Raw genomic sequence first — 13,371 nt, forward strand, 5'->3', positions numbered from 1 at the left:
TTCCCGGCGCCGTGAGTCGGCGGAGGGGGCCCCGGCGCGCGGCCGGTACGGTCGGGCGCGTGAACACCGTCAAGGTCAAGGGGATCTCCTACCACGTCGACGAGGTCGGGAGGGAAGCCGTCCGCGCGGATCTGCGGGTGATTCGCGACCAACTGCACTGCACCGCGGTACTACTCACCGGAGCCGGCCTGGATGCGCTGGCCGAAGCCGCGGAGGACGCCCTCGCGGCCGGACTGGACGTGCACATCCGGCCCGAACCGGTTGAGGCGGGCCCCTCGGAACTGGTGGCGCACGTGCGCGCGGCCGCGAAGGAGGCCGAACGCTTGCGCGACCGGTATCCGGGACGGGTGACCTTCCACATCGGCAACGAGTTCTCGCTCACGTCGCGCGGTGTCGTTCCCGGCGCGGGTGTTTTTCTGCGGCTCCAGCTCATCCTGCGCTGTGGCTGGTTGTTCCGGCGGCGCATCACCCGCAAGGTCGGCGTCCTGGTCAGGGGCCTTACCGCGGTCGCCCGCCGTGAGTTCGGTGGCCCGGTGACCTATTCCGCGGCCCACTGGGAACATGTCGACTGGTCTACTGTGGACATCGTCGGCGTCAACCTGTACCGCTTCGGCGACGACCCCGGCTATCCGGACCGGGTGCGCTCGCTTGTGGACACGGCGGCGGGAAAGCCGGTCGTGATCACGGAATTCGGCTGTGGGGCACACGTCGGTGGCAACCTGCGCGGCGCGGGCGCTTTCCTGATCGTCAACTGGTTCGGCTCACGCCCCCGCGTGCGCGACGGTCATGTCCGAGACGAGCGAGTCCAGGCCCGTTATCTCGGCGAACTCATCCGGCTCTACGGCGAAACCGGGGTGCACGGCTGCTTCGTGTTCACCTTCGCGATGCCGGATTTCCCCCACGATCCGGATCCGCGATGGGATCTCGACATGGCGGGTTTCGGGGTGGTGAAGACACTGCCGGGTGGCGAGCCGCGCTGGGAGCGGAAGGCCGCCTTCGACGAGGTCGCCTCCCGCTACCGGCGCACGAGTCAGTGAGTCACCTGGTAGTTCGTCAGCGCTTTGGCCAAGACCTTCTCTCTGCCCGTGCCGTCGGGCAGGAGGTCACCCGGCATTCCCGTGTCGGTGAATCCGTGGCGCTCGTAGAGCGCGGTGGCCCTGACGTTGTCCGGCATCACGGACAGCCGCAGAGATGTGGCCGCCCGCTCCGCTGCCCACCGCTCGACCTCCCGGATCAGGCGGTCGCCGACTCCTTTGCCTCTGACCACGGGACTCACCCACATCGAGATCAGCTCGACGCTGTCCTCCGCGTCATCGGCGGGGATGCCGCTGACCATTCCCGCCGGAAGTCCGTCGACCATCGCGACGACGTTGTGCGCGCCCGGAATCTCCATCCGGGCGCGCCAGCGGTCCTCGCGGTCGCCCGCTCCTTGCCACTGCGCGAGCGTCGACCCGAACGCGTAAGGCGCCTCCGCGAGGGCCGCCAGTCGTAGTTCCCGCCAGACCGGCCAGTCGTCCGATGTCACGGTGCGTAGTTCAAGCATGACGCAAACCCTGCCGTAAGGAAGGCGGCGGCGGCAACGGATTACCGCGGCCTCGTCCACTGTCCGGCCGAGACGGTGAGGTGTGCGTATTGTCGCTGCCATGGGCCAGAGCGCTGAGCGGACGAGTGTCGTCACCGCGTTGGTGCGTTCCTCCTTTCTGTTGAACGCCGTGTACGCGGAGTCGGCGAGGGAGTATGGATTGACGGCACAGCAGGGACAGTTGCTGTGCGTGCTGATGTCCCGCCCATACGGGATGGGCGAACTCGGCGAGGTACTCGGCCTCGCCAAGTCCAGCCTTTCCGGACTCGTCGACCGCACCGCCCACCGCGGCCTCGTCGAGAGGGAACAGGATCCGGATGATCGCAGGGCGGTCAGGGTCGCGCTCACCGCGAAGGGTTCGGCGCTCGCCGAGGAGTTCTATGCCGCGACCTGCGCGCGGGTCGAACTCCTTCCTGCGGAGCTGACCGTGGCGGAGCGCGGTACGCTCGCCGACCTGCTCTCCAGGATCGTCGCCGCCAACAAGGTACCGATGGTGTTCATGGAGCTGGACGAACGCACCGGGCAGTGAGCCCCCGGCTCAGGAAACGCCGAACAGTTCCCGGAACCGGTCGACGAGCAGGTCCTTTCCCTTGTACTCGCGCACCGTTTCGGCGGGGAGCAGGGCCGCGCCGTTCTCCGAGGGGATCTGGCCGACCCCGCCGTGTGGACCGAGTGGCAGCAGGATCGACCTCGTCTCGTCGGGACGGTAGTGCGCGCGGGGCCGTTCGCCGTGGATGGTGGCCGCGATGTTCTCCGCGATCACCTCGGCGTGTGCCATGGCTCCGGCGGCCATCTTGGGTTCAGCGACATCGGTGATGTCACCGAGTGCGTAGACGTTGCCGAAACCGGTGACGTTCAGCGTGCCGGTGACCGCGAGCTGCCCCTGTGGGGTGCGTGCGGCGGCGAGCTGCCCGCCGAGAAAATCGTTGTTGGGCCGCACTCCGTGGCAGCGGAACCAGATGTCGGCCCACAATTCGCCCTCGCTGGTGGCTGCGGCAAAGGTCTTCGCCGTAGCCGGTGGCACACTCGGGCGTTCGAGCAGCTTCGTTCCCATGCGCAGGTCGATCCCCAGGCCGGCCAGCTGGCGTTCCAGCTCCTCACGCAGCTCCGGCAGAAACCCGGGAAGCAGTTCGGTAGCCGGGTCGACGATGGTGACGCTTTTGCCAGGCCATACCGCCTTGACCTCGCCTGCCAGTTCGAGGCCGACTGGACCGGCTCCCACGAGCAGAACCCGGTCTGCCGTGGCGAGTTCGGCATGCGTCGCGCGCAGCCTCGCCAGCGCGTCGCCTGCGACATCGGTGTCCATTTTGGCCGGGAATGGATAGCTTGACCCCGTTGCCACGACAAGGAAATCGGCTTCGACGCGTTCGCCGGATGCCAGTGTGACGCCACCGGGATCGACCCTCGCCGCTCGGTCGTGAATCACGGTTCCGTTGGCGAGCAGCGTGTCGTAGGGCAGGAAGATGTTGTCCGCCCAGCGTGGTTCGACCAGTGCGCGCAGGGAACCGGCCGAGTGTACGAACGTGTCCTTCGGATCGATCAACACCACGTGTGCGTGCTCGTCAAGTGCCTTGGCTGCGGCCGCGCCCCCGTAGCCTCCGCCGATGACCGCGACGGTGCCCTTCATGTCGTCTCTCTTCCGCGATCGAATTTGGTTCGTAGTACGAACCGTACTAGTTCGCACTACGAACTTCAAAGGGTTTCGAGATGGGAGACAGCCTGGGCGCCGGGCGCCGTTCGGCCTAGCGCAAACGTCATTTCGCCGTATTGATCCAAACTTCTGTTTGATTTGCGCATAAGTTCCGCTACGGTGAGGCGCATGAGTGTGATGGGCCTCACCGATGAGGCGCCCACGGTGCGGATGCTCGGCATCGGCAAGCAGTTCCTCGGCAACCCGGTGCTCCGGGATGTCGACCTTGAACTGCGTGCCGGGGAGGTGCACGCGCTGGTCGGCGAGAACGGTGCGGGCAAGTCGACCCTGATGAAGATCCTCGCGGGGGTGCACAAGGCCGACGCGGGAACCGTCGAGCTGGCTGGGCACGCCGTCTCGTTCGCCTCGCCGAGACAAGCGCAGGCCGCCGGGATCTCGATCGTCCACCAGGAATTCAACCTACTCGGCGACCGCAGCGTCGCCGAGAACGTCTACCTCGGCCGCGAACCGGTGCGAAGGGGCCATGTCGACCGCAAGCGCATGGAGTCCGCGACGGCCGACCTGCTCGACGGACTGGGGGAGCGGGGGATCTCTCCTCGTACCGCGGTGCGCCGCCTGCCCGTCGCGCAGCGACAGGTGGTCGAGATCGTCAAGGCGCTGTCCACCGACGCTCGCGTGCTCGCGATGGACGAACCGACCGCCGCGCTGGCCGACCACGAGGTCGAACTGTTGTACGGGCTGGTGAACCGGTTGCGCGAGCGGGGAATCGCGATCCTCTACGTCTCCCACCGGCTACGCGAAGTCTTCGACCTCAGCCAGCGCATCACGGTGCTCAAGGACGGCGAGCTGGTCACCTCGCTGCCGACGAGGGAACTCACCGCCGACCAGCTCGTCCGGCACATGGTCGGCAGACCACTCGATGCCCTCTTTCCCGAGCTGGCAACGGAAAGCGAGCGCGGCGCCGTACGGCTGACCGTGCGGGAGGGCGGCAACGCGCGCCTTTCCGGCATCGACCTCGACGTGCGCGCCGGTGAGATCGTCGGTCTCGCCGGGCTGCAGGGCGCGGGCCGCTCGGCGGTGGCGAGGGCCATCGCCGGTGTCGATCCGTTCACTACCGGCTCGGTCGAGATCGACGGCGAGCGGCGGGTGATCGGTTCGCCAAGGGCGGCCATCAGAAGAGGGATCGCCTTCGTCACCGAGGACCGCAAGGGCGAGGGGCTGGCGCTGCGGCAGTCGGTGCGGGACAACACCTTGCTCGTGCGGCGGGCCTCGTTTGGCCGCGCGCGCGGGCTCGGCGCGCTCGATCTCACGGGGTTGTTGCGGTCGGTGACTCTTGTTTCGCGGGGCCCCGACCAGGAGGTCAGGTACCTCTCAGGGGGCAACCAGCAGAAAGTGGTGCTGGCGAAGTGGCTCGCCGTCGAACCGAAGGTGCTCGTCGTCGACGAGCCGACGCGGGGCATCGACGTCGGCGCGAAGAAAGCCGTGTACGACCTGCTGCGCGGACTGGCTCGCGGTGGTGTGGCGATCCTGATGATCTCGTCCGAACTACCCGAGCTGATCGGGATGAGCGATCGCGTTCTCGTCATGCACGAGGGCCGGATCGCGGGCGAGCTTCCGGCAGGCCCCGCCGAGGAGACCGTGATGTCACTGGCCACCGGTCACTCGACGGCGGAGGCGGCATGAGCGGCCGCGTCCCGGCACGCGCGATCACGGCGGGAGCCCTGTGATGGCGCCAGGTTCCACCATCGCGCCCCCGCGCGCCCGCAAGCGACTCGCCACCGTGCTCCAGCCGACCGCGATGGTGTACCTCGCGCTCGTGCTGTTGCTTGTCGTGGGCAGTGTGCTTGTCGGGATCCAGGGTGGAGTTCTGCTCGACCAGGGCGGAATTCTCAACATCCTGACCCGCAGCACGGCGCTGGGTCTCGTCGCCATCGGACAGACGATGGTGATCCTGACCGGCAAGCTCGATCTCTCCGTCGCCTACCTCATCGGCCTGTGTTCGCTGATCGGTGCCGAGACGATGGCGGGCGACCCGAACATGATCCTGCCTGCCGTGCTGCTCACACTCGCCTGCGCGGCGGCGATCGGTCTCGTCAACGGGCTCGTGATCACCAAGCTGAAGGTCAACGCGTTCATCGCGACCCTCGGCATGGCGCTCATCATCAGGGGATACCTGGAAAGCGTCTACACCGGACCCGCCGGTGACGTGCCGCGCGCGTTCCAGCACCTCGGCTACGACCGGATCGGCCCCGTCCCGGTCTCCGCGCTGCTGATGCTCGCGCTCGCCGCCGCCGCGTGGTGGTACCTGACCCGGACCAAGGGCGGCTACCACGTGTATTCCGTCGGCGGCGACGAGGAAGTCGCCAGGTTCTCCGGAATTCGCACCGACCGCACGATCATCAAGGTCCACGTACTGTGCGCGGTCGCGGCGGGACTCGCCGGACTGTTCCTGGCCAGCAGGCTCGGCTCCGGCGCCCCGTGGGTCGGTGTCGACGCGGGCTACGACCTCGAATCGATCGCGGCCGTCGTGCTCGGCGGAACGCTGCTCGCCGGTGGAAGGGGCGGAGTCGCGGGAACCATCGGCGGCGTACTGATCCTCGCCACCCTCGACACGATCTTCGACGACCTCGGCGTGACTCCTTTCTTCAAGGACGTCGTGCGCGGTGCGGTGCTGATCATCGCGGTCGCGCTCTACGCGAGGCGAAGGGGGTTGCACAGATGAGCGAGGCGACGACCACGACATCGCGGCGGATCAAGCTCGCCGACGGGACGGGCCCGGTGCTCGCGGTGCTGGCCGTGCTGCTGATCGCTCTCGCGTTCGTCGGCCCGGCCTACAGTGAACCCTCGGGGTACCTCGCGCTGCTCAAACGCGCGGCTCCGTTGATGATCCTCGCGATCGGTCAGTATTTCGTCATCGTCAGCGGCGGTTTCGATCTTTCGGTCGGGTCGCTGGTCACCGCCGAGGTGGTGATCGCGGCACGGCTGCTCGACGGCGACGAGGCGGCGACTCTGTGGGTCATCCCGCTGTTGCTGTGCACGGGCGCGCTGGTGGGGCTAGTGAACGGGTTGATCACCACCCGGTTGCTGGTGCCCTCTTTCATCGTGACGCTGGGCATGCTGCTCGTGCTCGACGGTGCCGTGTTCCTGTGGACAGGGGGATCTCCGCGCGGTGCGCTGACGGAGGCGTTCCGGGTGGTCGGGAGGGAAGGGTTCGAGGTTCCCCTGCTCGGCCAGCTCCCGTGGTCGGTGCTGGTGCTCGCGGCACTGGTCGTCGCCGCCGTGGTGTTCATGCGAAGGGGAACGGGCCGGATGCTCGTCGCTATCGGCGACAACGAGACCTCGGTCCGGCTCGGTGGCGGCAAGGTCGAACGCCTTCGCACGCTCGCCTTCGTGCTCTCCGGTGTTTCCGCCGCCATCGCGGCGATCCTGCTCGGCGGCTTCGCGGGCGTGTCGGCTCAGGTCGGCGACGGCCTCGAATTCCGGGTCATCACCGCTGTCGTGCTCGGCGGTGTCGTACTCGGTGGTGGTCGTGGTTCCGTCGTCGCGGCCATGGCGGGGGCGCTCACCCTCGAAGCGTTGTTCTCGCTGCTCAACCTGCTCGGCGTCGCGGGCGGTCTCGAATCGGCAGTGCAAGGCGTGATCATCATCGCCGCCGTGGCCTACGCCGCGGCTGGCCGAATTTCCTTCCGGACAAGGAGGTCCACATGAAAAGGGCTTGCACGGTCGTGCTGGCCGCGAGCGCGCTGGTACTTGCGGCGTGCTCAAGCGACCTGCCCACCGAGCCCGGGGCCGCCCAGTCCCAGGCTCAAGGAGAAAGCTCGGCACAGTCCCAGTTCTTCGACAAGGCCGAGTACGATCGCCAGCTCGCGCTGCGCGACGCGACGCCGACCGGGCCGGAAGACCGGCCGTGGGAACAGGCACTCGAACCGGAGATGGTCGACACGTCCCAGTACAAAAAGGACGGACCATACCAGGTGTGCTTCTCTAACGCCTCCGTGGACAACCCGTGGCGGCAGGTCGGATTCAAGACGATGCAGGCCGAAGCCGACCTGCACGACGACATCGCCCAGTTCACCGTTCTTGACGCGGAAGCCAAGGACGACAAGCAGATCAGCGACATGGCCTCGCTCGTGTCGCAGGGCTGCGACGCGCTGATCGTGTCGCCCAACACGACGGCCACGCTCACGCCCGCCGTCGAAGCCGCGTGCGACAGCGGTATCCCCGTCGTCGTGTTCGACCGAGGGGTCAACACCGAATGCCCCGTCACGTTCATCCATCCCATCGGCGGCTACGCGTTCGGAGCCAGCGCGGCCGAGTTCCTTTCCGACGAGGTCGGTGAGGGGGGCAAGGTGCTCGGCCTGCGGGTGCTGCCTGGCGTCGACGTGCTCGAACACCGCTGGGCCGCGGCCGATCGCGTCTTCGACGAGCGCGGCGTCCAGGTCGTCGGGGCCGAGTTCACCGAGAACGACAGCGCGACAGCCAAGAGTATCGTGTCGGACTACCTCCAGCGCGAAGGACAGATCGACGGCATCTGGATGGACGACGGCACGGCGGCGGTCGCGGTACTGGAGGCGTTCGAGGACGCGGGTATGGAACCTCCGGCCATCTCTGGTGAGGACCAGCAGCAGTTCCTGCAGAAATGGAAGGACGAGGGACTGACCGCGCTCGCCCCGACCTATCCGACCTACCAGTGGCGCACGCCCGTCATCGCGGCGCTGAAGATCCTGCGTGGTGAGGAGGTCCCGAAGGAGTGGATCCTTCCGCAACCGGTCATCGATTCGTCCACCTTGGACAATTACCTGACCGCCGGGATGCCGCCGCTGCACTACGGTCTCTGCGGCTGCCAGGAGATGCCCGGCTACCCTCAGCGCTGGCAATGAGCGCGCACGCGATCGGCGTGAACACGTGGGTGTGGGCATCGCCGCTCGACGACGGCACGCTGGCGGAACTCGCGCACAAGACGGCGAAAGCGGGATTCGACGTTCTGGAGTTGCCGGTCGAGAATCTGGGCGACTGGAAACCGGAAGCCGCGGCGGCCCTGTTGTCCGATCTGGGGCTTAGCGCGGCGGTGGCGCTGGTGATGCCGCCTGGCAGAGAACTGGTGAATGCCGACGCGGCGACGATCGCCTCGACAAAGGACTACCTGCGCTCCTGCGTCGACATCGCGGCGACCGTCGGCGCTCCGGCGCTGTGCGGACCGGCGTATTCGTCGGTTGGCAGGACGTGGCGCATGACCGAGGCCGAGCGGGAAAGCACTGTCGGTGAGCTGCGGGACAATCTCGCGCCCGTACTCGACCACGCGAGGCAAGCGGGCGTCGTGCTCGGCGTCGAGCCGTTGAACCGGTACGAGACGAGCCTGCTCAACACGGTGGGACAGACGCTGGCCGCCATCGAAGGGCTCCCGGCGTGCGGGGTCGCGCTCGACGTGTATCACCAGAACATCGAGGAAACCGATGTCCCAAAGGCGATCGCGTCGGCGCGCGGGCGGATCGCGCACGTCCAGGTGTGCGGCAACGACAGGGGCACACCTGGCAAGGATCACTTCGACTGGCCCGCGCTGCTCGCCGCGCTCGAAATGGCGGGCTACGACGGTCCACTGTGCATCGAATCGTTCACGGCGCACAACCGGAGCATCGCCACGGCGGCCTCGATCTGGCGTCCGCTGGCGGCAAGCCAGGACGCGCTCGCCTTCGAAGGGCTGGCGTTTCTGCGGGAGGTGATAGCGCGCTCGTGACGCTGGACGGCGCCGGCACGCCGTGACCGCATTCGCTTCCTATACGTGAGGAACCCATGAGCAGACGCACGAGGTTCTTGCCACGGTTAGGCGCCGTCATGCTGGGCGCGCTCGTCGCGGCCGGGGTCGCCCCCGCCGTCACTGCGCAGGCGCAGGAACCCGAGTTCAACGCATTGTTGTTCACCAAGACAGCTGGCTACCGGCACGACTCCATCCCCGCCGGTGTCGCCCTTTTCGAGCAACTGGCAGCCGACAACAATTTCACCATCGAGCACACCGAGGACTCCGCGGTGTTCGACGAGGCGACGCTCGCCGAATACGACGTCGTGATCATGTTCCAGACGTCGGGCATGGTGTGGGAGAACGACGCGCAACGCGCGGCCATACAGTCCTATGTGGAAAACGGTGGCGGAATCGCCGCGATCCACAACGCCACCGACATGGGCATCGAGAACGAGTTCCCGTGGTGGGACGACCTCGTCAACGCGGGCGCGCACATGCCGTCGCACTCGCCGGGTGTCCTTCCGGGAACCGCCTACGTCACCGACAACCAGCACGCCTCGACATCGGGACTGCCGCGGCGCTGGGAACGCGCGGAGGAGTGGTACAACTTCGACCAGAGCATGCGGGGCAAAGCCCACGTGCTCGTCAACGCCGACGAGGCCACCTACGATCCCGGACCGGACGCGATGGGAGCCGACCACCCCATTTCCTGGTGCCGCGACGTCGGAACGGCAAAGGTGTGGGCCACCGCGATGGGGCACCCCACCGAGTCCTACAGCGAGCCCGAGTTCGTCCAGCACCTGCTCGGCGGTGTGCGTACCGCGGCCGGTGCCGTGCCATCCGACTGCGCGGCCACGGTGGACAGTGCGTTCGAGAAGGTCGGACTCGACACCAACACGAGCGCGCCGACGGCGATGGACATCACGCCGGACGGCAAGGTCTTCTACACCGAAATCCTCGGCCAGGTCAGGGTCTACGACCCGGAGACGGGCGCGGTGACGACGGCGCTGGACCTCCCGGTGTATTCCGGCGGTGAGGACGGGCTCGTCGGGCTGACCTTCGATCCCGCCTTCGCCGACAACGGCTGGATCTACCTGTACTACTCGCCGCCAGGCAGCGAGGAAATCAACCGGGTGTCTCGGTTCACGGTGGAGGGCACCACCATCGACGCCGCGACCGAATCGAAGGTCATCGACATCCCCGCTTCCCGACGGTCCGAGCCGGGGCATACCGGCGGCTACCTGACCTTCGGGCCCGGCGGCAACCTCTACCTCGGCGTCGGCGACGACACCAACCCCTTCGAGTCGAGCGGGTACACCCCGATCGACGAGCGGGAGGGAAGGGACCTGTTCGACGCGCAGAAGACCTCGGCCAACACCAACGACCTGAGGGGCAAGATCCTCCGGATCCACCCGGAGGCCGAAGGCGGTTACTCCATTCCGGACGGCAACCTCTTCGCCGAGGGAACGGAGCTGACGAGGCCCGAGATCTACGCCATGGGCTTCCGCAACGCGTTCCGGTTCACCGTCGACACCGACGGCACGGTCTACGCCGCGGACTACGGTCCCGATTCCAGCACGGCCAACCCGGACAGAGGACCCGACGGCAAGGTCGAGTGGAACATCATCAGGGAACCGGGCAACTACGGCTGGCCGTACTGCATCGGCGACAACATCGCCTACAACGACTACGACTTCGCAACCCAGACCTCGGGGGAGAAGTTCGACTGCGCCAACCCCGTCAACGAATCGCCGAACAACACGGGACTCACCGAGCTGCCACCTTCGCAGGAGGCGGACGTGTGGTACGGCTACGGTGAATCGGCCGAGTTCCCCGAGATGGGAACCGGTGGCTCCGCGCCGATGGCGGGACCGGTCTACCGGTTCGACCCCGACCTCGAATCGGAGGTCAAGTTCCCCGAGTACTACGACGGCAAGGCGTTCTTCTACGAGTGGGCGAGGAACAAGATCTACACGTTCTCGCTCGACGACCAGGGTTCGCTGCTGGACATCGACCCGTGGCTGACGAGCCAGGAAACCCTGGCGCCGATGGACATGCGCTTTGGTCCCGACGGCGCGATGTACCTGCTGGAATGGGGCGGTGGCTACGGAAGGGACAACCCGGACTCCGGGCTCTACCGCATCGAGCACACGCAGGGCAACCGCAGGCCGGTCGCCGAGGCCACCGCGACGCCGTCGTCGGGTCAGTCGCCGCTTGAGGTCACCTTCTCCAGTGAGGGCTCGCATGATCCCGAGGGCACGAACGTGACCTACTCGTGGGACTTCGGTGACGGGGCGAGCTCGACGGAGCCGAACCCGGTGCACACCTACGAGACCAAGGGGCAGTACAACGTCCAGCTGACGGTGACCGACGAGACCGGGAAGGCGGGCGTCACCAACGTGACGGTGACGGTCGGCAACACGGCACCGACGGTGGATCTCGCGATACCTGTGCACGGTGGTTTCTTCGACTTCGGTGACCAGGTGCCGTTCGATGTCACGGTGACCGATCCGGAGGACGGGGAGATCGACTGCTCCGAGGTCGTCGTGCAGCCCGCGCTCGGGCACGATTCGCACGCTCACCCGCTCGACCCGATCAACGCGTGCGAAGGCACTCTGGAGACCATTGTGGACGATGGTCACGCCGGGGCGAACATCTACTATTCGGTCGACGCGAGCTACACCGACCACGGTTCCGACGGCGTTCCCGCGCTGACCGGCAGGGACACGGTTCTGTTGCAGCCCAAGCACAAGCAGGCCGAGTACTTCACCGGATCCTCCGGCATCAGGATCGTCTCGCAGGAGGGCGCGGAGAACGGCAAGCGGATCGGCGACATCGACGACGGTGACTGGATCTCGTTCACCCCGGTGAACTTCTCCGGCATGGACGCCGTTTCGCTGCGCGTGTCGGCGCCCGACGGCAGAGGCGGGGCCATCGAACTGCGGTCAGGCTCCGTCGACGGCCCTCTCGTGGCGAACGTCGAGGTGCCGAGTACGGGTGGCTGGGACAACTACGTCTCGCTTCCGGAGGCGGCGATCACCGACCCGGGAGGGACGAACGAATTGTTCGTCGTGTTCCGAGGCGACATGGCCGGACCCTACGACCTCGACTCGCTGACCTTCGTCGGTGAAGGGGTCGCCGGCCAGCCCGACTCCGAAGGACCGGCGATCGCGGTGTCCGGTGTGGAGGACGGCGCGTCCTACGGTGACTCGAAGAAGCTCACCGTCGGCTGGGAGGCCACCGACGAGGGCAGCGGCGTCGCCTCATCGGCGGCGACCCTCGACGGGAAGGAAGTGGACAACGGCGCGGTGCTCGCCTTGCACACGCTCGATCTCGGTGAGCACGAACTGGTGATCACCGCGGCCGACGAGGCGGGCAACACCACGGAGAAGACGCTGACCTTCACCGTGACCACCTCGACGGCCGACCTGCGCGCCCTCATCGCCGGCTTCACGGGTGAAGGGGACATCAAGAAGCCGGTCGCCATCGCCCTGCGGGCCTCGCTCGACACCGCCGAGCTGTTGTACCGGTGGGGGCAGCCGAGGACCGGAGCCCAGCTCCTTTCCGTTTTCGCGGAGACGGCCAAACGGAAGGTGGCCGACAAGGAGGTGCAAGCAGTGCTGGTCCGGGACGCCAACGCGCTGATCGAGCAGTGGCGCGGCTGATGGGACCCGCCAAGACGCGAGGGCGGTTGCCGGGCCGCTCCGCGCACCGGCCGGCGCCGCAACGGGTTCGCCCGTTGCGGCTCCGGCCCCGTGCCCTCGTCTCGGTCGCCGTCGGTGTCGTGCTCGTCGCGGGAATCCTGGTGATGCCCCGATTGCTGGGAACAGCCCCCGATGAGCCGGCCGCCGCCGCGGGCTCGTCGGGGACCGAGGAGCGGATCGCCGAGCTGCGGCAGCAGGAGAAAGAGCGCGACGCCGACCTGACGAGGAAACTGGTCACGACGGCTGAGCAGGCGAGGGGACAGATCGCGCCGGTACTGGCCGAACTGGACCACGCCACCGGTTCCGAGGGGTCCCACAGCGGTGACCCGGCCGCCGACGTCGCCAGGTGGCGGCAGGCGGTGCGCGTCGCCGCCGAGCCGCTTGAAGAGCGGCCCTCCGCCGGCACGGAGGTCAACCTCGCCAGGGCGGGCCTCGCCGGAGCGGTCACCGCGACCGAGCGGGCCGTCGAGGTCTACGCCGAATCACTGGAGGCGGAGGGCCCGGCGGCCGAGCGGCTGAGGTCGCTGGCAGGGGCGGTGCGCGGCGACGCGACAGCGGCCTGGTCGGTGGCGGCCACCCAGCTCGACGTGGCAGGGGTCGCGGCGGGGATCGGGCACGTGCACGTGTTCCTCGACGGCTCCGATCCACACGGGGGCTGACGAAAGGGCGGGGCGGCATCGTGAGGGTGCCGCCCCGC

At 67.6% G+C, this 13,371-nt stretch carries 11 protein-coding genes; 9 read left to right on the top strand and 2 right to left on the bottom strand.

Annotated elements, in window-relative coordinates; all coding sequences use genetic code 11:
* The first annotated feature begins 59 nt into the window (after positions 1–59).
* Entirely contained in the window at positions 60–1,037 is a 978-nt protein-coding gene (locus tag BAY61_RS12195) for a glycoside hydrolase family 113 protein (RefSeq protein ID WP_091797161.1), read from the top strand.
* On the opposite strand, the gene BAY61_RS12200 is transcribed toward BAY61_RS12195, so the two are convergent.
* Complete coding sequence (locus BAY61_RS12200) at positions 1,031–1,543, bottom strand: GNAT family N-acetyltransferase (protein WP_091797163.1); 513 nt, start codon at positions 1,541–1,543, stop codon at positions 1,031–1,033. The two genes, BAY61_RS12195 and BAY61_RS12200, sit on opposite strands and share 7 nt — an antisense overlap.
* Positions 1,544–1,643: 100 nt before the next feature.
* On the opposite strand from BAY61_RS12200, the gene BAY61_RS12205 reads away from it, so the two are divergent.
* On the top strand, positions 1,644–2,111 hold the full coding sequence (locus BAY61_RS12205) for a MarR family winged helix-turn-helix transcriptional regulator (protein ID WP_091797164.1): 468 nt from the start codon (positions 1,644–1,646) through the stop codon (positions 2,109–2,111).
* A gap of 9 nt (positions 2,112–2,120) precedes the next feature.
* Here BAY61_RS12205 and BAY61_RS12210 read toward each other — a convergent pair whose 3' ends face one another.
* A complete protein-coding gene (locus BAY61_RS12210; RefSeq protein ID WP_091797166.1) occupies positions 2,121–3,209 on the bottom strand; it encodes an NAD(P)/FAD-dependent oxidoreductase in 1,089 nt (362 codons plus the stop codon).
* 192 nt (positions 3,210–3,401) lie between these two features.
* On the opposite strand from BAY61_RS12210, the gene BAY61_RS12215 reads away from it, so the two are divergent.
* Genes BAY61_RS12215 through BAY61_RS12245 form a run of 7 tightly spaced genes read left to right on the top strand, consistent with a single transcriptional unit; the run spans position 3,402 to position 13,333 of the window.
* Positions 3,402–4,916: a sugar ABC transporter ATP-binding protein gene (locus BAY61_RS12215; protein WP_091797168.1), complete on the top strand. Its 1,515-nt coding sequence runs from the start codon at positions 3,402–3,404 to the stop codon at positions 4,914–4,916.
* 43 nt (positions 4,917–4,959) lie between these two features.
* Positions 4,960–5,955 (top strand): ABC transporter permease, encoded by a 996-nt coding sequence (locus BAY61_RS12220; RefSeq protein ID WP_091797170.1) that lies wholly within the window; start codon positions 4,960–4,962, stop codon positions 5,953–5,955.
* Positions 5,952–6,941, top strand: coding sequence for an ABC transporter permease (locus BAY61_RS12225; protein ID WP_091797171.1), 990 nt, complete (start codon positions 5,952–5,954; stop codon positions 6,939–6,941). The genes BAY61_RS12220 and BAY61_RS12225 overlap by 4 nt, the downstream gene beginning before the upstream one ends.
* Positions 6,938–8,113, top strand: a complete 1,176-nt coding sequence (locus BAY61_RS12230) for a substrate-binding domain-containing protein (protein ID WP_091797173.1) — start codon at positions 6,938–6,940, stop codon at positions 8,111–8,113. Before BAY61_RS12225 ends, BAY61_RS12230 begins: the two co-directional genes overlap by 4 nt.
* A complete protein-coding gene (locus tag BAY61_RS12235) occupies positions 8,110–8,967 on the top strand; it encodes a sugar phosphate isomerase/epimerase family protein (protein ID WP_091797175.1) in 858 nt (285 codons plus the stop codon). The genes BAY61_RS12230 and BAY61_RS12235 overlap by 4 nt, the downstream gene beginning before the upstream one ends.
* A 56-nt stretch (positions 8,968–9,023) precedes the next feature.
* On the top strand, positions 9,024–12,635 hold the full coding sequence (locus tag BAY61_RS12240) for a ThuA domain-containing protein (protein ID WP_091797177.1): 3,612 nt from the start codon (positions 9,024–9,026) through the stop codon (positions 12,633–12,635).
* On the top strand, positions 12,635–13,333 hold the full coding sequence (locus BAY61_RS12245) for a hypothetical protein (protein ID WP_143021319.1): 699 nt from the start codon (positions 12,635–12,637) through the stop codon (positions 13,331–13,333). Before BAY61_RS12240 ends, BAY61_RS12245 begins: the two co-directional genes overlap by 1 nt.
* The last annotated feature ends 38 nt before the right edge of the window (positions 13,334–13,371 follow it).

It is taken from the genome of Prauserella marina (assembly GCF_002240355.1).
GTDB lineage: Bacteria > Actinomycetota > Actinomycetes > Mycobacteriales > Pseudonocardiaceae > Prauserella_A > Prauserella_A marina.